The following is a 22,056-nucleotide window of genomic DNA, read 5'->3' on the forward strand; positions in this document are numbered from 1 at the left end:
CTACACTACTGTTTCGCGCAGGCTGCGGCGATGGGCCAGTTCCATCAGCCGCCGCAAGGCGTGGACCAGTTCAAAGCGGCTGCGCGAACGCCCCAGCGAGAGGCGAATGTGCGGCGCACCGCTGCGCGCGGGTTCGCCGTCACCGGCCTGGAAACTGTCCTGCGCAACCACGTTGAGCCCAGCCTCCCTGGCCTTGCGGACGAAGTCCTGCCCCTTCCAGTGTTCCGGCAAGGCCTTCCAGAGATGGATGCCGCCGCTATCGGCCGGCCCTTCCTCACCCAGGGTACGCAAGGCCAGCGCCTGACGCGCCCAGGCTTCCTGCCGGATGCCTTCGGCCAGCATGGCGGCGGTGCCATCGTGGATCCACTGCGTTGACAGTGCCGTGGTCAGCGGCGTGGACATCAATACGAAAGACCGCAGTGCAGCCAGCACTTCGTCCTGTGCCTGCCCCTCAGGGGTGAGCACATAGGCGGTCCGCAATCCGGGGAGCAGGCACTTGGCCAGCGTGGACACGTAAAACACATGCCGCGGTGCGTAGTGCGCCAGCGGCCTGGGCGCATGGGCCGCAAAGCGCCAGTAGGGGTCATCCTCGATGATGCGCAGATCGAGCCGGGTGGCGACGGAAGCGATCTCGGCGCGGCGCGCGGCCGGCATGGTGCGGGTGGTCGGATTCTGCAGCGTGGGATTGAGATAGACCAGCCGCGCGCCATGCTTGCGCACCATGGTCGTGAGCAGATCCGGGCGCATGCCTTCGTGATCCACGCCGACCGCGACCACGCGGCGCCCGAGCTGGGCTGCCGCCGCCAGCAGCCCAGGATAGGCCAGCGGTTCGGTCAGCACGGTTTCACCCGGCCGGGTCTGCGACAGCAGCAAGGCGGCCAGGGCCGACTGCGCCCCCGGACAGGCCAGCACCCGGTCATCTTCCACCGGGCCCAGCATGTCCTGCAGCCACATCGCACCGGCGGCGCGGTCGGCACTGCTGCCACCGCCCAGGTGATACGTCATCAGCAGATCGACATCGCTGTGCATCAGCACCTGCGACACGCCCTGGCGCAGCAGGTCATCCAGATCGATACCGGCCGGCGGCGGCGGGATGTTCATCGACAGGTCGATCACCTGGCTCAGGTCCACCTTGGGCGCTGCCACGAAACTCCCGGCGGCGCCGCGTCCTTCCAGCAACTGGCGGCGGCTCGCTTCGCCGTAGGCGCGGGTGACGGTGGTGAGATCGACGCCCAGGCGATCAGCCAGCATCCGCTGCGGCGGCAGGCGATCGCCGGGCTTGAGGCGTTCATCGGCGATGGCCTGCTCCAGAAAGCCCACGATCTGCAGATAACGTGGACCGCCATGAGCAGTGAAGCGGCTGATCCAGTCCAGGGAGGAATCTGCGGTGTGTGAAGGGTTCGGTCGGGCCATGGAGAATCCTGATGAAGAAGCGAGCCTGCGGATGTGCAGACAGGCGGGCGTCTAGTATGGATCCATGCCTTTCAAAAATCCATACATTGCAACTGCCCTTTGTGCCAAGCCTCTCCTTTCTTTCCGGCATATTTCACGAGCAGCGCCCCCCGAATCAGCAGTGATGTATGGCTTTCATTCATATATTTATACATACATAAGAACAAGAAAACACGCGCGCTACGCGGCCACGAAGCCGACCCGTTCCATGGTTCCGATGTGCATGCTCAGCAGCTGCACGGCACGGTCGGTCTTCTTGTCGCGCAGGGCTTCGATGATGAGGCGGTGATCGTGATCCGAACGCGGCTGCCAGCCGCGCTTGAAGCCGGTCGAGAACAGGTAGCGTGAATTGGTCAGCTGCAGTTGCTTCAACACCGCCAGCAGGCGCGGCATGCCACATTCGCTGGAGAGGATGTCGTGGAACAGGTTGTTGGCGGCATCCCATTCGATCAGTGAAGCGGCCTGGGCACAGGCCTCCTGGGCGGCCTCCAGGCGGGCGATGTGCTCGGGGCCGAACTTGCGGATGCTGTGGCGCAGGGCCAGGATTTCCAGCGAGCCGCGCATCTCGGCATTTTCCTTGACCGCCGCCCGGTCCACCTGCGTGACCCGCACCCCGCGACGGGGCAATGTGAGCACCAATCCCTCGGCTTCCAACTGGCGAAACGCTTCCCGTACCGGCACGTGGCTGGACTGGAATTCCTGCGCCACGTGATCCTGCCGAAGCGCCGCCCCGCCTGCGATTTCGCCGCGGATGATGCGCGTGCGCAGGACCTCCGCGATGCGTTCGACGGTGCTTGGATGCTCGGAATGATGCGCCATGTTTTTTATAGATAATCTATGAAAAAAGAAATTGTTGAACGAATTTGAGCGAAGTTAGAATCCGCCGAAGCTGAATTCTAAGCCTTTTCACTCACGGACCGGATTTTATCGATGAGCCAGTGCCCTTACCCCGCCGCTGCCCAAGCCAGCGCTCCCCTGCATTTCCACCGCCCTTTGGCCGCCATCGACAGCAGCGCGGCCGAGCAGCTGTTTGAACTGCCCTTCCTCGATCTGCTGTACCGCGCACAGACCGTGCATCGCCAGCACCACCGCGCCAATGAAGTCCAGCTGTCCAGCCTGCTGTCGATCAAGACCGGGGGCTGCGCGGAAGACTGCGGCTATTGCTCGCAGTCGGCGCATCACAAGGAAGCGGGGGTGCCGGCCGGCAAGCTGATGGGCGTGGACGAGGTAGTGCAGGCCGCACAGGCCGCGCGCGACCAGGGCGCGACGCGCTTTTGCATGGGGGCGGCGTGGCGCAATCCCAAGCAACGTGACATGGCCGCGCTCACCGAGATGGTCAGCCAGGTGCGCGCACTCGGGCTGGAAACCTGCATGACCCTCGGCATGCTGGAGCAAGCCCAGGCCGAGGCACTCAAGCAGGCCGGACTGGACTACTACAACCACAACCTCGATACCGCGCCCGATTTCTATGGCCAGGTCATCTCCACCCGCAGCTACCAGGATCGGCTGGACACCCTGCAACGCGTGCAGGAAGCCGGCCTCAACGTGTGCTGCGGCGGCATCATCGGCATGGGTGAGACGCGCGCCCAGCGTGCCGGCCTGATTGCCCAGCTGGCCAGCCTGCCGGTGCCGCCGCAATCAGTGCCGATCAATCACCTGGTGCCGATCGCGGGCACGCCGCTGCAGGATGTGGCACCGCTGGACGAATTCGAATTCGTGCGCACCGTGGCGGTGGCCCGCATCGCCCTGCCGCACGCGGTGATCCGCCTCTCCGCCGGGCGCGAGAGCATGAGCGAAGCGACCCAGGCACTGTGCTTTGCAGCGGGTGCGAACTCCATCTTCCTCGGGGCCAAACTGCTGACCACGGCCAATGCGCCGGTCTCGGCCGACCTCGACCTGCTGCAGCGCCTGGGCCTGCAAGCGGCACCTGCGGCCGCCTGATGCCACTGCACTGGAGCACCGCCCACTGCGGCGGAGCCTGGGTCATCACCGGTTACGAGGAAGTGGCAGCGGCCTTGCGCGATCCCCGCTTCTCCGTAAGGCGTGCAGCGCGCTGGATCAACAGCGGGCTAGGTGAAAGCGGTAACGGACAGCAGGACGAAGCGCAGCGTGAGTTCAAGCGCCTGTTCTCGCGATCCTTGCTGTTCCTGGACGGCCGCGCCCATCGCCGCCTGCGCGGCGTACTCAATCCGGGATTCAAACCGGCTGACCTGCAAGCCCGGCGTAGCGACATCACCGCACTGGCGCAGCGGCTGGCCGATGCCATCGTGGCCGATCCGCAGGCAGCACGCGGCTTCGATTTCATCGCGCGCTTTGCACGTCCCCTGCCCGCCCTGGTGATTGCGCAACTGCTGGGATTGCCCGACCGCGTACCGGCGGAATTCATCGACTGGGCGGCCGATCTGGCGGCCTTCATCGGCAGTCCGACGCCGGACGCCACGCAGACCCTCGCGGCGCAACAGTCCATGCGCAGTCTGTGTGATTTCTTCAGTCAGGCATTGGCGCGAGCGGGCGAGCTGCCTGAGGGTTGTCTTCTGCGCGGCCTGCTGCAAGCCCATGCAAGCGGACAACTGAATCGCAACGAACTGCTGGCCCAATGCTGCACCCTGCTCTTTGCCGGCTACGAGACCACCCGCAATCTGCTGGGCAATGGCGTGCTGGCCCTGCTGCAAGATCCCGCGCAATGGGCAGCGCTCAAGGCCCGCCAAGCGGACCCCGCCGCCCTGCGGCTGGCCGTGCGGGAGATGCTGCGCCATGACAGCCCGGTGCAGTACACCGGCCGCCGCCTGTTGCAGGACGTGACGCTGGCCGGTCAACGCCTGCAGCGCGGTCAGCTGGCCATCCTGCATATCGGGCAAGCCAATCACGATGCGCGCCGCTTCCGTGATCCGCAGCGTTTCGATATCCGGCGTGACGAAGGCATGCACCTGTCCTTCGGCCAGGGGCCGCACGTCTGCCTGGGGGCGGCACTGACGCAGCTGGAAGCCGAAATCGCTTTCAGCGTGCTGATGCAGCGCCTGCCCACGCTGTCGCTCGCTGACGAAACGCCGGTGTGGCAAGGCAATGCCGCCTATCGGGCGCTGGATCGCTTGTCCGTATTTTTCTGAAAGCCCCTCCATGCAAGATTTCACCCGTGAGCTGGACGCCCTCGCCAGCCAGAGCCTGCTGCGCACGCGGCGTGTGGTCGACGGTCCGCAGGGACCGCTGCTGCAGGTCGATGGACACGACGAATTGTCCTTCTGCAGCAATGATTACCTTGGCCTGGCCAACCATCCGCAGCTCATCGCCGCGGCCGCCGAGGCCTTGCAGCGCTATGGCGTGGGTGCGGCGGCCTCGCCTCTGATCAGCGGCCACAGCCGCGCTCATGAAACGCTGGAAGCCGAACTGGCGGCCTTTGTCGGCATGCCTTCGGCGCTGGTGTTCGGCAATGGCTACATGGCCAACCTGGGGGTCGCCGCAGCGCTGGCCGGCAAAGGGGATACCGTCATCGTGGATCGCCTGGCCCATGCCTCGCTGATCGATGGCGCACGCTTGTCCGGGGCCAGCCTGAAGGTATTTCCGCACAACGATGTGAGCCGTCTGGAGCAGGTGCTCTCCCGCTGCAGCAGCCCTCGCAAGCTGGTGCTCACCGATGCCGTGTTCAGCATGGATGGCGACCTGGCCCCGCTGGCCGAACTGGCGGCAGTGTGCGCCCGGCATGAGGCCTGGCTGCTGGTGGATGACGCCCATGGCCTGGGCGTACTTGGCCCGCAAGGACGAGGCAGCCTGGCCCTGGCGGGCGTGCAGGCGCCGCACGTGCTGCTGATGGGCACGCTGGGCAAGGCGGCCGGGGTGGCCGGCGCTTTCGTCGCCGGTGACGCCGGCGTGCTTGCATGGATCCTGCAGCGCGCCCGTACCTACATGTTCAGCACGGCGCATCCCCCCGCGCTGGCCGCCGCCACCTCGGCCAGCCTGCGCCTGATCGCCCGCGAAGAGTGGCGGCGCGCGCATCTGCAGGTACTGGCCAAGCAATTGCGCAGCGGACTGGCGGGGCTGCCGTGGACACTGCTGCCCTCCCCGACCGCCATCCACCCGCTGATCGTGGGCGACAATGCGGCCGCCCGCGCCCTCTCGGCGGCCCTGCGCGTCAGGGGCATCTGGGTGCCGGCGATCTGCCCGCCCACGGTCCCCAAGGGGACAGCCCGGTTGCGCATCAGCCTGTCAGCCCTGCATACCCCGGCCGATGTGGCGCGCCTGGTGGCGGCACTGAGATCACTGGCCCAAGGAGAATCCGCATGACCATGGCAAGCCCGCTGGCCGCCCGCAGCCTGCGCAGCGTGTGGCATCCCTGCACCCAGATGCGCCAGCATGAGCGCACGCCTCCCATCGCGCTGGCTCGTGCGCACGGTGCATGGCTGGTCGATACCGAGGGACGGCGCTATCTGGATGCCATCAGTTCCTGGTGGGTCAATCTGTTCGGCCACACCAATGCGCGCATCAATGCGGCCCTGATCGACCAGTTGGGCCAGCTGGAGCACGCCATGCTGGCAGGCTTCACGCATGAGCCGGTGGTGCAGCTCTCCGAGCGGCTGGCGGCGCTGACGGAGCATGCGCTGGGCCATTGCTTCTATGCCTCGGACGGAGCCTCGGCGGTGGAGATCGCGCTGAAAATGAGCGTGCATGCATGGCGCAATGCCGGGCATGCAGACAAGAATGAATTCATCTGCATCGCCGGCGGCTATCACGGCGAGACCGTGGGGGCGCTCGGCGTGACCGACACGCCGCTCTTTCGCAGTGCCTATGAATCCCTGCTGCGTCCGGCACATATCGCTGCCTCGCCCGATGCGCGACAGGCTGCACCGGGCGAGACGGCCGCCGATGTCAGCCGGCGCGCGCTGGCCGATGTGGAAAGGCTGCTGCAGGAACGCAGGGGACGCATTGCCGCCCTCATCGTCGAACCGCTGGTGCAATGCGCTGCGGGCATGGCCATGCATGATCCACAGTATGTGCGCGGCCTGCGCGGGCTGTGCGATGCCTACGGCGCGCACCTCATCGCCGACGAGATCGCGGTCGGCTGCGGGCGTACCGGCCGCTTCTTCGCCTGTGAGCAGGCGGGCGTGTGGCCGGATCTGCTGTGCCTGTCCAAGGGCATCAGCGGTGGCTACCTGCCGCTGTCGCTGGTGATGGCCAGCGAGGCCATCTATGCCGCTTTCTACGATGACGATGTGCGGCGCGGCTTCCTGCATTCGCACTCCTATACCGGCAATGCACTGGCGTGCCGTGCTGCGCTGGCGACGCTGGACATCTTCGCGCAGGAACAGGTGCTGGACCGCAATGCCCGGTTCGCCCCGGTGCTGGCCGAGGCCCTGCAGCCGCTGGCGCAGGATGCGCGGGTGCGGCACGTGCGACAGTGCGGCATGATCTGGGCTTGTGATGCGCGCATCGATGATGCCGCCGTCACGGCAGGTTTTTCGCGCCGGCTCGCCGACGAGGCCGCGCAACGCGAACTGCTGGTGCGTCCGATCGGCAAGACGCTTTACGTGATGCCGCCCTACATCCTCGATGCGGCCCAGGCGCAATGGATGGGCGAGCGTCTGCATGCGGCCTTCGATGCGGCGATGCGCGCGGAGCCTCGCCCATGAGCGGCCGCAGCTATTTCGTCACCGGTACCGATACCGGCGTGGGCAAGACGCTGGTGGCGTCCGCGCTCATCCACCTGCACGCCGCGCGAGGCGTGCGTGCCGGCGGCATGAAGCCGGTGGCATCCGGGGCTTTCCTGCGGGACGGCGTCTGGTGCAACGAGGATGTGCAGGCCTTGCAGGCCGCGGCCAATGTGGATTTGCCGCTGCACCTGGTGAATCCCTACCTGCTGCGGCAGGCCACGGCACCGCACATTGCGGCGGCGGAAGAAGGCGTGCAGATTGCACTCGATCACCTGGCGCTATGCCACGCGCAATTGCAGTCGGCGTGTGACGTACTGATTGTGGAAGGTGCGGGTGGCTTCATGGTGCCGCTCGATGCGGACCACAACAGCGATGATCTGGTGGCCCGGCTGGGCTTGCCCGTGATCCTCGTGGTCGGCATCCGCCTTGGCTGCATCAATCATGCCTTGCTCAGTGCGCTGGCCATCCGCGCGCGCGGGCTGCGCCTGGCTGGCTGGGTGGCCAATCATGTCGATGCGCGAGAGACGCAGGCCGGCGCCATGGTGAACACGCTGGTGCAGCGGCTGCAAGCGCCGCTGCTGGGGCGTCTGCCCTGGTCACCTGAAATGACGGCGGCCCAAGTGGCTGGTCTTCTTACTTGGCCAGATCCATCTTGACGACGTGGGACGTGCCACTGCGCACGGCCGTGATGTGCTTGTCGTGAATCGTGCGATAGCTGGCCAACCCCAGTTCTGCCATGGAGTTGGACAATTCCACCAGGTCGGTGACGGCCTCTTCGGAATACATGGCATCGACCTCGTTGGCATCGAGCCAGTGACGGACGCGGCGCTCGCCGGAGAAGACGAAATCGCTCAGCCGCACCCAGTGGCCACCAAGGATGGCAGCCTCCTGGCCGTCGCGGCCGGCCAGCACGCTGTCAACCTGCGTGACCAGCTGGCGCATGCTCTTCCCGCTGCCGTCGGCCAGGAACCGCGTGAGCTCCTCTTCGCTGGCGCAGTACCACAGCCACAGGGCATTGAAGGCGGCCTCGATCTGGTGCCCGATGAGGGCAAAGGCCGAGGCGTGGACCGGCATGTCATCACGCAGCAGCAGGATGATGCCGCAGTGATGTTGCTGGGCCACAGTGAGACAACCGATGGCGGCGCAGGCGCGCCGGTCATCGGGCAAAGGCTGGCCGTTGAATTCGGCCGAAATGCGATAGGCAAGGGACTGCGCCCTGGCCAACAGGTGATCCAATTGCATGGGACGACTCCCCTTCGTGTGAGGGCACGTGTACGGACGACTTGTTGTTATTCTTTTCAGCTCACGCCAGTGGCGCCGTCGAGGACAATGCGGATCTTGCGGGCCAGCTCATCGTGGCGGTAAGGTTTGTCGAGGACGGGAAATTCGCCATCGGCACCATGCCGCTCTATCGATTCACTGGCATAACCGGTAGTTAATAAAATTTTGATGGAAGGTATCATGCGCCGGGCCTCTCGCGCCAGTACCACGCCATTCATGCTGCCCGGCATGATGAGGTCGGTGAAAAGCAGATCCACCTTCGGTTCGGAACGCAACACCTGCAAGGCTTCCGTCGGTGAATTCACCATGCTGACGCGATAGCCCAGGCTTTCCAGCATCGCCTGGGCCAGCTCGGCGACCTCGATTCTATCGTCAACCACCAGAATGTGCTCGTGACCGCCTTGGGTATGCGTGCGGTTGTCATACTCGAAGGCCCCTCCGACCTGGTCCTGCGTGGCCGGGAAGTAGATCGAGACGGTCGTGCCGCGCTCTGCGCTGGAGACGATGCGCACGGATCCGCCGGACTGCTTGACGAAGCCATACACCATCGACAGACCGAGGCCGGTGCCCTTGCCTTCGTCCTTGGTAGTGAAAAACGGGTCCATCACGCGCGGGAGGATGTCCGCAGGAATGCCGGGGCCGTTGTCCGTGACCGCGATGCAGACATAGAGACCGGGTTTTACGCCCAGCTGGATGGCACGATCTTCCGAGCTCAGGTCTTCATTGCTTGTATGGATTTTTACCGTTCCCTTGCCGGACATCGCATCGCGCGCATTGATGAGCACGTTCAGCAATGCCACTTCCATCTGGGTCGGATCGAGACGGCAATTCCACAGGCCCGAGGCCAGGTCGGTTTGGACCTCGATATCGCCACCGAGCGTGCGTTGCACGAGATCGGTGAAACCTTCCGTGAGCGAATTCAGGTTGATGGTGCGCCCCTCCAGCCGCTGCTTGCGGGCGAAGGCCAGCAATTGCTGGGTCAGCATGGCCGCCTTGCCGGAAGCCTTGCGGATGCTGTCGGCGCTGCGCGAGACACGCCCGAGGTCGGGCGTATCGCTGCGCAGCGCAAGATTGATGATGTCAAGGTAGCCGCTGATGACCTGCAGCAGGTTGTTGAAGTCATGCGCAATGCCGCCGGTGAGCTGGCCCAGCGCTTCCATCTTGCGCGCCTGGCCCAGGGCCTGTTCGGCGTCGCGGCGGCGGCTGATGTCCAGTTGCGAGCTGAAGAAGTATTTCAGTTCGCCATGCTGGTCATAGACCGGTGAAATGAAGAGCGCATTCCAGAACGTCGAGCCATTCTTGCGGTAGTTCAGCAGCTCGGTGGCGAGCTCGCGCTTTTCCGCCACGGCCTGGCGCACTTGTGCGACCACTGCGCGGTCGGTCTCCGGGCCTTGCAGGAACCGGCAGTTCTTGCCCACGACCTCGGCCCGGCTGTAGCCGGTCATGTTCATGAAGGCGTTGTTGACGAAGATGATCGGATTGTCCGGCTTGTTGGGATCGGACACGATCATCGGCATGCGCGTCATTTCGACGGCTGCGAAGAAGATATCGTTGGCGTCATCGCCTACCGCGACCTTGGCGTGGTCGTTGCGCATTCCTGCATCATTGAAGTCGTCGGCAGGCCAATGCACCGTGGGGTGCTTGGCGGTGTTGGGCATTGTATTTTTCTCCAGTGGGCTGGGCTCGGTTGCAGTGAGGCAACGGGAAGCGAGCTGCTTTCAGGAGTTTGGACACGGACGACCTCAACGGTTCCCGGCCCAATTGCAACAAGAATGCGAGTGTCCTGTTACATGTTGAGATGCATTTTGCGCAGCCCTTGCTGCAGGCCGGATTGCCATGGATGAGCTTGCCGGGATGGCGTGCTGTCCTACGGCAACATGCGGCCCTGATCCAGTGTGTAGCTGCGGTCGCTGACCAGGCCGGCGAAGTGCGTATTCTGTTCGCAGAGGAGGATGGACATGCCGCGCCGTTTCAATTGCAGGATCATGTTCGCCATCTGCTCCACAATCACCGGGGCCACGCCTTCGGAAGGCTCATCCAGCAACAGCAGGTGCGGATTGCCCATGAGCGTGCGGGCAATGGTCAGCATCTGCTGTTCGCCGCCGCTCATGCGCCCGCCGGGGCGATGCGGCATGGCGCCCAGGTTGGGGAAGAGCGCGAAGAGCGCCTGCGGCGTCCATGCCGGCTCGCCCGCGCGCGCAGGCTGCCGACCGGTTTCCAGATTCTGCAGCACGCTCAGTTCGGTGAAGATGCGCCGGTCCTCGGGCACGAAACCGAGTCCCAGGCGGGCGCGCTGGAACGGGGCCAGGCGCGTGATGTCGCGGCCCTCCAGCGTGACCTGGCCCTGCGTGCCTTCCAGCAAGCCCATCAGCGCCTTGAGCGTAGTGGATTTTCCCGCGCCGTTGCGCCCGGTGAGCGCGACCACTTCGCCGCGCCCCACTTCCAGCGAGAGATCGAACAGGATATGCGCCTGCCCGTAGAAGGCATGCAGTCCCTCGACCCGCAACAATGGCCCACTCATGCCGGGCTCCCGAAGCTGGCACCCGAGCCGAAGTAGACCTCGCGTACCCGCGCGTCCTGGCGCACTTCCTCGGGTGCGCCTTGCGCGATCAACTGGCCGCGCGCGAGCACGATGATGCGGTCGGCAAACGCGAATACCACATCCATGCTGTGCTCGGTGAAGAGTACCGACAAGCCGCGTTCGCTGACCAGGTGGCGCGTCAGGGCCATCAGCTCCTGACGCTCATACGGGGCCATGCCGGCGGTCGGTTCATCCATCAACAGCAGACGCGGCGCATTGGACAGCGCCATGGCCAGCTCGACGCGCTTGATGTCGCCATAGGCCAGCACGCCGCAGGCCCGTCCGGCCTGATCAGCCATGCCGACCTGCGCCAACAGGGCCATCGCTTCATCGCGCAGGCAAGCCGCAGCGGGACGCCATAGCTGCCACAGCCGGCGACGATGCGAGAGCAAGGCGGCCTGGACGTTTTCGAGCACGGTCAGGGATGCGAAGGCGGCCGACACCTGGAAAGTCCGCCCCACGCCGCGCCGCCAGATGCGGCGTGCATCAAGGCCGGCAATGTCCTCGCCATCGAGCAGCACGCGCCCGGCATCCGGACGCAACTGGCCGTTGATGAGATTGAAGCAGGTGGACTTGCCCGCACCGTTCGGTCCGATCAGCGCCAGCATCTCGCCAGCCGGCAGCGTAAAGGAAACGTCATCCAGCGCGGCGACACCGCCGAAGGATTTGCGCAGGCCATCGATCTGCAGCAGGCTCATGCGTCCTCCTCCCGCTTCAACGGTGCACGCAGGCGGCTGAACGCGCCGGCCATGCCGCCGGGGAACAGCAACACCAGCAGCAGAATCACGCCGCCCAGCAAGGCACGCCAATAATCGGTCTCGCGCGCCACCAGGTCTTGCAGCCAGGTGAACAGCGCTGCGCCCAGCAGCGGACCGAGCAGGCTCTGCACGCCGCCCAGCAAGACCATCACCAGGCCATCCACCGAGCGCCCCACGCTGGCCACCTCGGGCGAGATGCTGCCCTTGGAGAAGGCGAACAATACACCGGCCAATCCGCAGAACAGCCCGGCGATGGCGAAGCCGCCCCATTGCAGGCGGCGCACATCCATGCCCAGCGACTCGGCGCGCACGGCCGCGTCGCGGGCGGCGCGCAAGGCCAGTCCGAATGGCGCATGGATCACGCGCCGCAGGAGAATGACGCCAAGCGCGGCACAGCCCAGGGCCAGGTAGTAGTACGCCAGCGGCGAGGCCAGCGCTTCAGCGGGACGAATGCCGACCAGCCCGTTGCTGCCCCCGGTCAGGTCATCCCACTGGAAAAAGGTGGCCCAGACAATCTGGGCGAAGGCCAGCGTCAGCATGGCCAGATACACGCCCGACAGCCGCACGCAGAACCAGCCGAACAGGATCGCGCCAGCCATGGCCGCGAGCGCGCCGGCGAGCATGGCCAGCGGCATCGGCCACTGCAGTTTGAGCGTGACCAGTGCGGCGGCATAGGCCCCCAATCCGAAATAGGCGGCGTGACCGAAGGACACCATGCCCCCCGGCCCCATCAGGAAATGCAGGCTGGCGGCGAAGAGGACGGCGATCAGGATTTCCACCATCAGCACCGGCAGATAAGGAAAACGGCTTGCCAGCAAGGGCAGCGCCAGCAAAGCCAGCACCGCGGTCCATCCCGCCAGGCGTGCCTTGCGCCCGGGTGCGCGCACCGGCGCGTCATGGCCGGCACCGCTGCGCACCAGCGCCAGCGGCTTGCCGAACAGGCCCCACGGGCGCATCACCAGGATGGCCGCCATCACCAGAAATTCCACCACCAGCGTGAGCCGCGAGAGCGAGACCTCGATGCCGAACAAGGAGACATTGCCCAACGCAATGCACAGCGCCTTGACCTCGGCGATCAGCAAGGCAGCGGCGAAGGCACCGCCGAGCGAGCCCATGCCACCGACCACCACCACCACGAAGGCGTTGCCGATGGTATCGAGATCCAGTGCCAGGTTGGCCGGCATGCGTGGCCCTTGCAGCGCGCCGCCCAATCCGGCCAGAAAGCAGCCCAGCGCGAAGACGGCCGTGAACAGCCAGGCCTGATTGACGCCCAGCGCACCGAGCATCTCGCGATCCTGCGTCGCGGCGCGGATGAGCGTGCCCCAGCGCGTGCGGTTGAGCAGCAGCCACAGCAGCCCGAACACCAGCGGACCGATGACGATGAGCAGCAGATCGTATTGCGGCAGCCGACGCCCCAGCAGATGTACGGCGCCGGAGAGCCCTGGCGCACGCGGGCCGAACAGGTCTTCCGGCCCCCAGATCCAGAGGGCGGCATCCTTGATGATGAGGACGAGGGCAAAGGTGGCCAGCAGCTGGAACAGTTCCGGCGCACGATAGATGCGACGCAAGACCACCACTTCCACCACGGCACCCAGCGCGGCCACGGTGAGCGCGGCCAGCAGCAGCGCGCCCCAGAAACCGAGCACCGTGCTGCCCAGCCGCTCCACCAGGCTGTAGGCGACATACAGCCCCAGCATGTAGAACGAGCCATGCGCAAAATTGACGATGCGGGTAACGCCGAAGATCAGCGACAGGCCTGCCGCCACCAAAAACATCGCGGAAGCATCGGCCAGGCCATTGAGCAGCTGGACGGTGAGGCTGGCAAGCGTCATGGCATCAGCAACGGCCGCATTGGAACGTGAGCAAGATCAGCGTGGCAGGTCAATCCGCCGGACGCAGCTTCTTGACCTCGGCATCCGGCAACTGCAGGCTGGCGCCGTCGACATAGCTGAAGCTGGTCATGATGCCCTTGCCGTCCTTGATGCCGGTACGGCCGACGAAAGCGCCCAGCGTGGACTGGTGATCCTGCGGGCGATAGACAATGGAGGCCACCGGCGTCTCCACCTTCAGGCCCGAGAAGGCCGCAGCGAGCTTGTCGGCATCGGTGCTGCCGGCCTTCTTGATGCCGGCGGCAATCGACATCAACGCGCTGTAGCCGACCAGCGAACCATTGCGCGGGTAGTCGTTGAATTTCTTGCGATAGGCGTCCACGAATTTCTTGTGTTCGGGGGTGTTGATGGCGTACCAGGGATAGCCGGTGACGATCCAGTTCTGCGGGGCTTCGTTCTTCAGCGGATCGAGGTATTCAGGTTCGCCGGTCAGCAGCGACACCACCTCCACCTGATCGAACAGACCACGCGTGTTGCCTTCACGCACGAACTTGCCCAGATCGGCGGCGAAGAGTGCATTGAAGATGGCATCCGGCTTGGCATCGGCCAGCGCCTGCGTGACCGCGCCCGCATCGATCTTGCCCAGCGGCGGCGCTTGTTCGGCGACGAATTCCACATCCGGCTGGGCTTGCTTGAGCAGGGTCTTGAAGCTGGCGACGGCGGACTGGCCGTATTCATAGTTGGGATAGACGATGGCCCAGCGCTTTTTCTTCAGCTTGGCGGCTTCCTTCACCACGGACGCCACCAGCATGTAGGTGGACGGACGCAGGCGGTAGGTGTACTTGTTGCCGTTCTGCCAGACGATCTTGTCGGTCAGCGGCTCGGCCGCCAGGAAGAAGACCTTGTGCTGCTTGGCGTAATCGGTGAGCGCCAGGCCGGTATTGGAGAGGAAGCCGCCAAAGAGCAGCGCCACGCGTTCGCGCGCCATCAGTTCTTCGGCCACGCGTACTGAATCGCCGGGGTTGCCATTGTCGTCGCGGGCGATCACTTCCAGCTTCTTGCCCAGCACGCCACCGGCGGCATTGACTTCATCCAGGGCCATCTCCCAGCCCCGGCGGTACGGTTCCAGGAAGGCAGGCTGCGCCTTGTAGCTGTTGATCTCGCCGATCTTGATGGTCTCCTGGGCCTGGGCTGCGCCTGCAGAAAGATTCACGATGGTCGCGGCGCACGCCCACAGCAGGCCGCGCTGGAAGTTGAAATGGTTCACGTCATTCCCTTCTGGTGAGAGTGCCCCGGCCGTTGCGGCGCGCGGGGCGGGCGTAATGATAACCGCTGGCGCGGCCGTGTGCAGATTACTTCACACGCTGTTTTTCCAGCTTGCGCGCCAGGGTACGGCGGTGCATACCGAGGCGGCGCGCGGTTTCGGAGATGTTGAAATCGGTTTCCACCAGCACCTCGTGGATGCGTTCCCATTCCAGGGTCTTGATGGAGGTGGCGCGCGCGGGCAGTTCGACGTCGGAGGCACCGGCCACGTGGCCGAAGGCGGCTTCGATGTCGTCGGTATTGGAGGGTTTGGCGAGGTACTGGCAGGCACCCAGCTTGATGGCTTCCACCGCCGTGGTGATGCTGGCGAAGCCGGTCAGCACGACGATGAGCATGGCCTCATCGTGGGCATGCAGCATCTGCACGCAGGCCAGGCCGGAGGCGTTGCCGCCCAGTTTCAGGTCGACCACGGCATAGCCGGGACTGTGTTCTTTCAGGTGGGCCGCCGCTTCCTCCTGGCTGGCGGCCAGCAGGACGGTGTAGCCGCGACGCTCGAAGGAGCGTCCCAAGGTGCGTGCGAAGGCGGCGTCGTCCTCGATGATCAGAAGCAGGCGATCAGCCGGCATGTGCATTTCCTATTTTTCTACTTTGCCAAAGCCGGTATTGTAAGGCGAGACGGCGCCGGACATGGCCGGCACCTGAAGAAAAAGAAAATGATCACGGTCAATGCCGCGTCAGGCGCGGCTTGCGGCACATCAAGCGCCCATCGGATAGTCCGGCAGTTCGCTGCCAGGCGCCGTTTCGGTCAGCGGGGCCAGGCTGATGGCCGACAGCGGCAGCTCAAGCGTCACGCGCGCGCCACCCGCGGCACGATTGCTGGCCCAGACCCGTCCGCCCAGCTTGCGCGCGACGTTGACCACAAAGAACAGGCCCAGGCCACGGCCCGGCTTGCCCTTGGTGGACTGGTAGGGCTTGCCGATCTGGTTGATCATCCAGTCGGGGAAGCCGGGGCCGCGATCGCTCACTTCCATGAGCAGCAGATCCCCTTCCCGCCTCACCTCCAGCGCCAGCCATTGGGGCGAGACCTCGAAGGCGTTGTCCAGCACGTTGCCCAGCATCTGCTTGATGGCCGAGTCGAAGGCGACCGGCACATCCTGCCCGATCAGGTTGCGGTATTCGAAGATCTCCACCGGCCGCGTCTTGCGCCAGTCTTCGGCCACGCTATCGAGGAAGGTGTTGATCGTGGTCTTGATGGACGATTCGCCGCGCGCCTCGCCGGCCGACAGCAACACGCCGCTGACGATGGATTTGCAGCGCTGCAGCTGGGCTTCCATCTCGGCGATGTCGTCCAGCATGTCGGCGCGCTGGCTGATTTCGGGCATGCGCTTCCAGTCACCCAGGATCACTGACACTGTCGCCAGCGGCGTCCCCAGTTCATGGGCTGCTCCGGAAGCCAGCAGGCCCATGCGGACGATGTGGTCTTCCTCGGCGGCACGCTGGCGCAGGTCGGCCAGCAAGGCATCACCGGCGCGCAGGTTGCTGCTGATGCGGGTGATGAAGAACACCATCAGCCCGGCATTGAGCAGGAAGCAGATCAGCGTGCCCTCCACATACAGGCTCAGCAAGCCCGCGTTGTGGTCCGGCGGCAGTGCCAGCGGCTCGGAAAACAGTGCCAGTCCCGCCAGGCAGGCCATGGTCACGGCGACGATGGCCCAGCTCGACCAGGGCTTCAGGAGCACGGCCGAGAGGATGATCTGCATCAGGTACAGGAAGGCGAAGGGATTGGTGATGCCGCCGCTCAGGTAAAGCTGGAAGGTCAGCACCGCCACGTCCACCAGCAAGGCCAGGAACAGTTCGGCATTGGTGGCGATGCGCCGCTCATGCCAGCGCAGGTGGCTGGCAATGTTGAAGGCAATCAGGCAGGACAACACCTCCAGCATGTGCGGCAGCGGCAGGTGCAGGTCGAACACCAGCACCACGAAGGCAATCGTGGAGACCTGCCCCAGCACCGCCAGCCAGCGCAGCTGGATCAGCAGCAGCATGTTCTGGTGGCCGGCCGGGTTTTGCTCGCCCTGGCGCAGGCGCTGCCAGCGCTCGCGCAGGGTCTTGCGCTTGGCGACGGTGTCTGAGGCGGTCATCGCTCAGCCCCTGGCTTGCGCATCCTGGATGCGCTGGCGCCAGCGGCGTTCGTCGCGGATCACCCAATAGCCCGCACCCAGCGACATGAGCGCCAGGGCGTACCAGGTCAGGGCATAGACCAGGTGGCTGTTGTGGAAGGCGATCACGGTCAGGCCACCGACGGGTTTCTGCGCATCAGGAGCGCTGGCGGCATTGGCTTCTGAGGAGGCTTTATCAGCATCGACAAAATAAGGGGCGACCTGCCCTGCTGGCAGAGTTCGGGCTTGTGCAATCGCCTTCACATCGCGCGAATACCAGCGGTTCTGAGCCGCGTCGTTGCTGCGCAGGAAGCCGCCGCCCTGCTCGCTCATGCGCAACAGGCCGGTCACTTCGTTCATCTGCCCCGCTGGCGCATCCGGCAACTGCGTGTCCGCCAGCTTGAGCGGCGAGACCGGTACGAAGCCGCGATTGATCAGCACCAGGCTGCCATCGGCCATCTGCAAGGGCGTCAGCAGCCACGCTCCGCTGCCCAGGTCGGTGCTGGCCTGCACGGCCACCGTCTTGCTGTACAGGTAGCGGCCGCTCAAGGCCACGCGCTTGTATTCATCGCGCTCGGCGGTCACGTTCGGCCAGTCCTGCGCAGCGGGTGGCGCCACCGGCGCGGCGTGCACCCGGGCGTCGACCTTGGCGATCAGGTCCAGCTTCCATTGCAGGCGATAGACCTGCCAGGTTCCCAGCGCAGCGAAGACCAGAAAGAAAAATCCCGCCAAAAGCGTCAGCAGCAACAAGCTGGCCTTTGTGCGGGATACCGGGGCGGCTTGCGCCGCCCCGCTTTCTTTGCCTTGCGTCACGCCATCAGTTGGCGTCGGGCTCATTTCGATGGGGCTGCGCCGTGTTGCATGCCTTGCATACCCTGCATCGACTGCGGCACGGTTTCGGTCGGCATGTTTTCAGGCGACATGGTCGGCATCATGTTGTGGTTCAAGTGATACATGACCCACAGCGAACCGGACAGTGCGATCACCACGATGACGACGGTGAAGATCATCGCCAGCATGTTCCATCCACCTTCGGACTTGCTGTTCATGTGCAGGAAATACTTGATGTGCACCACGATCTGCACTGCCGCGAAGACCAGCAATACGATGCCCAGAGTTGCCGGGTTCGCGATGGTCTTGTTCATGACCATCCAGAACGGGATCGCGGTGAGGATCACGGCCAGCACGAAGCCGGTGACGTAATCCTTCATCGTGCCGTGTGCGGCGTGGTCGCCATGACCATGACCGTGGCCATGGTCGTCTTGATGGCCCATCGGTCGGGCCGGGTGTTCTTGGTGGCCGCGGCTCATGGCAGGACTCCCATCAGATAGACAAAGGTGAAGACGCCGATCCAGACCACGTCCAGGAAGTGCCAGAACATCGACAGGCACATCAGGCGACGGCCGTTGGCTTCGGTCAGGCCGTGCTTGTTGATCTGGAACAGCAGCACGATCAGCCAGATGATGCCGAAGGAAACGTGCAGACCGTGGGTGCCGACCAGCGCGAAGAACGAGGTCAGGAAGCCGCTGCGTGCCGGACCTGCGCCTTCGTGGATCAGGTGCAGGAACTCGTACAGTTCGAAGTAGATGAAGCCGGCACCCAGCAGACCCGTGATGATCAGCCAGATGATGGTGTTCTGCTGCTTCTTGGCCTGCATGGCCAGCATGGCGAAACCGTAGGTGATCGACGACAGCAGCAGCAGCGCGGTGTTCAGCGCCACCAGCGGCAGGTCGAACAGCTCGGCGCCGGTCGGACCGCCTGCATAGTTGCGGCCCAGGACGGCGTAGCACGCAAACAGGCAGGCGAAGATCAGGCAATCGCTCATCAGGTAAATCCAGAAGCCCAGCAAAGTGCCGTTCTCCGGATGGTGATGGCGGACGAAATAGCGCGAGCTAGGCGTCGCGTCGGCCGTGTGGTTGATTGCTTCAGACATGGCTATTCAACAGACGTGTGCGCTCTGCTTCGACACGGACGACTTCGTCGGCCGGGATGTAGTAGTCGCGGTTGTAATTAAAGGTGTGCACGATGGTGGCCACGCACAGGGCGACGAAACCAGCCACGGCGGGCAACCACATGTGCCAGATCATGGCGAAGCCAACGGCAGCGGACAGCGCGGCGATGATGAAGCCGGCACCGGTGTTCTTGGGCATGTGGATTTCCACGAAATCACCCAGCGGACGCTGATAGTTGTTCTTCTTCATGTCAGCCCAGGCGTCGTTGTCATGCACGACCGGGGTGAAGGCGAAGTTGTAAGCCGGCGGCGGCGACGAAGTCGACCATTCCAGGGTACGGCCGTTCCACGGATCACCGGTCACATCGGCCAGCTTCTTGCGGTCGCGGATCGAGACAGCGATCTGGATGATGAAGGAACCGATGCCCAGGGCGATCAGGCCGGCACCCAGTGCAGCGACCACGAACCAGATCTGCAGCGACGGATCATCGAAGTGGCTCATGCGGCGGGTCACGCCCATCAGGCCCAGTACATACAGCGGCATGAAGGCCAGGTAGAAGCCGACCAGCCAGAACCAGAACGAGCACTTGCCCCAGAATTCGTTCAGCTTGAAGCCGAAGGCCTTCGGGAACCAGAAGTTGATGCCGGCGAACATGCCGAACACCACGCCGCCGATGATGACGTTGTGGAAGTGGGCGATCAGGAACAGCGAGTTGTGCAGCACGAAGTCAGCCGGGGGAACGGCCAGCAGCACGCCGGTCATCCCACCGATGACGAAGGTGACCATGAAACCGATGGTCCACAGCATCGGCACTTCGAAGCGGATACGGCCGCGGTACATCGTGAAGAGCCAGTTGAAGATCTTGGCACCGGTCGGGATCGAAATGATCATCGTGGTGATGCCGAAGAACGAGTTCACGCTGGCACCCGAACCCATGGTGAAGAAGTGGTGCAGCCACACCAGGTAGGACAGGATCGTAATCACGACGGTCGCATACACCATGGAGGTGTAACCGAACAGGCGCTTGCCGCTGAAGGTCGACACGATTTCCGAGAACACGCCGAAAGCCGGCAGGATCAGGATGTACACCTCGGGGTGGCCCCAGATCCAGATCAGGTTCACGTACATCATGGCGTTGCCGCCCATGTCGTTGGTGAAGAAGTTGGTACCGAAGATGCGGTCCAGAGACAGCATGCCCAGCACGGCGGTCAGCACCGGGAAGGCAGCCACGATCAGGACGTTGGTGCAGAGCGAGGTCCAGGTGAAGACCGGCATCTTCATCATGTTCATGCCCGGGGCGCGCATCTTGACGATGGTCACCACCAGGTTGATGCCGGAAAGCAGTGTCCCTACCCCGGCCACCTGCAAGGCCCAGATGTAGTAATCCACCCCCACGTCAGGGCTGTACAGGATGCCCGACAGCGGCGGGTAAGCCAGCCAGCCGGTGCGGGCGAATTCGCCCACGAACAGCGAGGCCATCACCAGCAGTGCGCCGAAGGTGGTCATCCAGAAGCTGAAGTTGTTCAGGAAGGGGAAGGCCACGTCACGTGCACCGATCTGCAGCGGCACGACGTAGTTCATCAGACCGGTCACCAGGGGCATGGCCACGAAGAAAATCATGATCACGCCGTGGGCGGTGAACACCTGGTCATAGTGGTGCGGCGGCAGGAAGCCGGCATTGTCGCCAAAGGCGATGGCTTGCTGCGCACGCATCATCAGCGCATCGGCAAAGCCGCGCAGCAGCATGACGATGGCCAGCACGATGTACATGATGCCGATGCGCTTGTGGTCGATACTGGTGAACCAGTCGCGCCACAGCATGCCCCACAGGCGATATTTGGTGAGCAGGCCGAGTACTACTATGCCGCCCAGCGCCACCATGGCGAAGGTACCGATCAGGATCGGCTCATGGTATGGAATCGCTTCCAGACTGAGACGACCGAAGATCAGCTTTATCAGGTCAAAATTGTCAGACATCTTTACTTCCCGGGGAAAAAGGAAATGGGGGCGCAGCGGTGTTCTGCTGCGCTGATACGGCTACCAGGCAAGGAAATCATTCGGCCTTTTGCTGGCCCGGTTTCACGTTCAGGTCGGTGGCCATCATCTTGTCCATGCAAACCGTGTTGGGTGCGACGCAACGATTCACGATGGCGTGGAACAGTTCGGGCTCGACGCTGCCGATCAGGCGGGCAGGTTCACGTTCGCTCGGCTGTTCCAGCTTCAGGTATTCGGCACGGTCCAGCTTGCCCGCGCCCGCCTTGGCCTTCTGCACCCAGGCGTCAAAGCCGGCCTGGTCCAGGCCATGGAACTTGAAGCGCATGTGCGAGAAGCCGGCACCACTGTAGTTGGCGGAGAAGCCGTCATATTCGCCGGCCTTGTTGATCACGGCGTGCAGCTTGGTTTCCATGCTCGGCATCGCGTAGATCTGGCCTGCCAGTGCCGGGATGTAGAACGAGTTCATCACGTTGGAGGCAGTGATCTTGAACTGGATCGGGGTATCCACGGGTGCGGCCAGTTCATTGACGGTAGCGATGCCCTGCTCCGGATAAATGAACAGCCACTTCCAGTCCAGCGCCACGACTTCCACCACCAGCGGTTTGACCTGGGGCGACAGCGGACGCTCGGCGTCGATGCGCGAGAGCGGACGGTACGGGTCCAGGGTGTGGGTGGTGATCCAGGTCAACAGGCCCAGGGCGATGATGATCAGCAGGGGTGCGCCCCAGATGACCAGTTCCAGGCGGGTCGAGTGATCCCAGTCCGGCTCGTAGGGAGCGGAAGTGTTGCTCTTGCGATAACGCCATGCGAACAGCAGCGTCAGGATGATCACCGGGACGATGATGAGCAGCATCAACGCGGTCGAGATGACGATCAGGCGTGCTTGCTGGTTAGCGATGTCGCCGGAAGGATTCATCACGACGGTGTTGCACCCAGCCAACAGAAGCGCAGGAAGCAGGAGCAATCCGCGACGGAGGATTTGAGAAACCATGAAGGAAAATTCCAGTCGTATGTATCAGAGCGTGGTAATGTAACGCCAATAAAGTGTGTTGGCGATTGGACGTTTTGTCCCACCCTGTCACTTGCCACCTGCCAGGTTGGGATTTGTAGCACGTACTGCGACTAAACCTCTAACAGTGGGAGACAA

At 64.0% G+C, this 22,056-nt stretch carries 20 protein-coding genes; 5 read left to right on the forward strand and 15 right to left on the reverse strand.

All coding sequences use genetic code 11. The features are described 5' to 3' along the window. Together ACWFUC_RS18170 and ACWFUC_RS18175 are read right to left on the reverse strand one after the other, a co-directional pair. Entirely contained in the window at positions 1-1,413 is a 1,413-nt protein-coding gene (locus tag ACWFUC_RS18170) for an aminotransferase-like domain-containing protein (RefSeq protein WP_489622917.1), read from the reverse strand. A 219-nt stretch (positions 1,414-1,632) separates the two neighbouring features. Beyond that, on the reverse strand, positions 1,633-2,271 hold the full coding sequence (locus tag ACWFUC_RS18175) for a GntR family transcriptional regulator (RefSeq protein ID WP_039785832.1): 639 nt from the start codon (positions 2,269-2,271) through the stop codon (positions 1,633-1,635). A gap of 111 nt (positions 2,272-2,382) precedes the next feature. Here ACWFUC_RS18175 and bioB point away from each other — a divergent pair, with 111 nt between their 5' ends. Genes bioB through bioD form a run of 5 tightly spaced genes read left to right on the forward strand, consistent with a single transcriptional unit; the run spans position 2,383 to position 7,750 of the window. Next, the gene (bioB, locus tag ACWFUC_RS18180; protein WP_489622918.1) at positions 2,383-3,393 is read left to right on the forward strand and encodes a biotin synthase BioB; all 1,011 of its coding nucleotides are present in this window, start codon (positions 2,383-2,385) and stop codon (positions 3,391-3,393) included. After that, on the forward strand, positions 3,393-4,559 hold the full coding sequence (locus ACWFUC_RS18185) for a cytochrome P450 (protein ID WP_489622919.1): 1,167 nt from the start codon (positions 3,393-3,395) through the stop codon (positions 4,557-4,559). Before bioB ends, ACWFUC_RS18185 begins: the two co-directional genes overlap by 1 nt. A 10-nt stretch (positions 4,560-4,569) precedes the next feature. Then, positions 4,570-5,730: an 8-amino-7-oxononanoate synthase gene (gene bioF, locus ACWFUC_RS18190; RefSeq protein WP_489622920.1), complete on the forward strand. Its 1,161-nt coding sequence runs from the start codon at positions 4,570-4,572 to the stop codon at positions 5,728-5,730. Beyond that, positions 5,727-7,073 carry an adenosylmethionine--8-amino-7-oxononanoate transaminase gene (gene bioA, locus ACWFUC_RS18195; protein ID WP_489622921.1) on the forward strand — a complete coding sequence of 449 codons (1,347 nt, stop codon included), beginning with the start codon at positions 5,727-5,729 and terminating at the stop codon, positions 7,071-7,073. The genes bioF and bioA overlap by 4 nt, the downstream gene beginning before the upstream one ends. Then, the gene (gene bioD / locus ACWFUC_RS18200) at positions 7,070-7,750 is read left to right on the forward strand and encodes a dethiobiotin synthase (protein WP_489622922.1); all 681 of its coding nucleotides are present in this window, start codon (positions 7,070-7,072) and stop codon (positions 7,748-7,750) included. The genes bioA and bioD overlap by 4 nt, the downstream gene beginning before the upstream one ends. On the opposite strand, the gene ACWFUC_RS18205 is transcribed toward bioD, so the two are convergent. From ACWFUC_RS18205 to cyoA, 13 genes are all read right to left on the reverse strand, one after another. Then, a complete protein-coding gene (locus ACWFUC_RS18205; RefSeq protein ID WP_489622923.1) occupies positions 7,728-8,336 on the reverse strand; it encodes a DUF6988 family protein in 609 nt (202 codons plus the stop codon). The two genes, bioD and ACWFUC_RS18205, sit on opposite strands and share 23 nt — an antisense overlap. Positions 8,337-8,392: 56 nt before the next feature. Beyond that, the gene (locus ACWFUC_RS18210) at positions 8,393-10,033 is read right to left on the reverse strand and encodes a histidine kinase famiy protein (RefSeq protein ID WP_489622924.1); all 1,641 of its coding nucleotides are present in this window, start codon (positions 10,031-10,033) and stop codon (positions 8,393-8,395) included. Positions 10,034-10,242: 209 nt separating this feature from the next. Further along, positions 10,243-10,896: an ABC transporter ATP-binding protein gene (locus tag ACWFUC_RS18215; RefSeq protein ID WP_134136411.1), complete on the reverse strand. Its 654-nt coding sequence runs from the start codon at positions 10,894-10,896 to the stop codon at positions 10,243-10,245. Continuing rightward, the gene (locus tag ACWFUC_RS18220) at positions 10,893-11,654 is read right to left on the reverse strand and encodes an ABC transporter ATP-binding protein (RefSeq protein ID WP_489622925.1); all 762 of its coding nucleotides are present in this window, start codon (positions 11,652-11,654) and stop codon (positions 10,893-10,895) included. Before ACWFUC_RS18220 ends, ACWFUC_RS18215 begins: the two co-directional genes overlap by 4 nt. Further along, positions 11,651-13,546: an ABC transporter permease gene (locus ACWFUC_RS18225; RefSeq protein ID WP_489622926.1), complete on the reverse strand. Its 1,896-nt coding sequence runs from the start codon at positions 13,544-13,546 to the stop codon at positions 11,651-11,653. Before ACWFUC_RS18225 ends, ACWFUC_RS18220 begins: the two co-directional genes overlap by 4 nt. Before the next feature lie 49 nt (positions 13,547-13,595). Next, positions 13,596-14,783 carry an ABC transporter substrate-binding protein gene (locus ACWFUC_RS18230; protein WP_245202040.1) on the reverse strand — a complete coding sequence of 396 codons (1,188 nt, stop codon included), beginning with the start codon at positions 14,781-14,783 and terminating at the stop codon, positions 13,596-13,598. A 112-nt stretch (positions 14,784-14,895) separates the two neighbouring features. Next, positions 14,896-15,432, reverse strand: a complete 537-nt coding sequence (locus ACWFUC_RS18235) for a response regulator transcription factor (RefSeq protein ID WP_121045563.1) — start codon at positions 15,430-15,432, stop codon at positions 14,896-14,898. Positions 15,433-15,561: 129 nt separating this feature from the next. Next, positions 15,562-16,944: an ATP-binding protein gene (locus tag ACWFUC_RS18240; protein WP_134222473.1), complete on the reverse strand. Its 1,383-nt coding sequence runs from the start codon at positions 16,942-16,944 to the stop codon at positions 15,562-15,564. Positions 16,945-16,947: 3 nt separating this feature from the next. Continuing rightward, positions 16,948-17,799, reverse strand: coding sequence for an SURF1 family protein (locus tag ACWFUC_RS18245; RefSeq protein ID WP_489622927.1), 852 nt, complete (start codon positions 17,797-17,799; stop codon positions 16,948-16,950). Beyond that, entirely contained in the window at positions 17,796-18,272 is a 477-nt protein-coding gene (gene cyoD / locus ACWFUC_RS18250; protein WP_039785863.1) for a cytochrome o ubiquinol oxidase subunit IV, read from the reverse strand. The genes ACWFUC_RS18245 and cyoD overlap by 4 nt, the downstream gene beginning before the upstream one ends. Continuing rightward, positions 18,269-18,895, reverse strand: coding sequence for a cytochrome o ubiquinol oxidase subunit III (cyoC, locus tag ACWFUC_RS18255; protein ID WP_034329230.1), 627 nt, complete (start codon positions 18,893-18,895; stop codon positions 18,269-18,271). Before cyoC ends, cyoD begins: the two co-directional genes overlap by 4 nt. Next, positions 18,888-20,891, reverse strand: a complete 2,004-nt coding sequence (gene cyoB / locus ACWFUC_RS18260; RefSeq protein ID WP_134222475.1) for a cytochrome o ubiquinol oxidase subunit I — start codon at positions 20,889-20,891, stop codon at positions 18,888-18,890. Before cyoB ends, cyoC begins: the two co-directional genes overlap by 8 nt. Positions 20,892-20,967: 76 nt before the next feature. Further along, positions 20,968-21,900 carry a ubiquinol oxidase subunit II gene (gene cyoA, locus ACWFUC_RS18265; RefSeq protein ID WP_034331667.1) on the reverse strand — a complete coding sequence of 311 codons (933 nt, stop codon included), beginning with the start codon at positions 21,898-21,900 and terminating at the stop codon, positions 20,968-20,970. Positions 21,901-22,056 lie beyond the last annotated feature (156 nt).

It is taken from the genome of Herbaspirillum sp. Her4 (assembly GCF_057961335.1).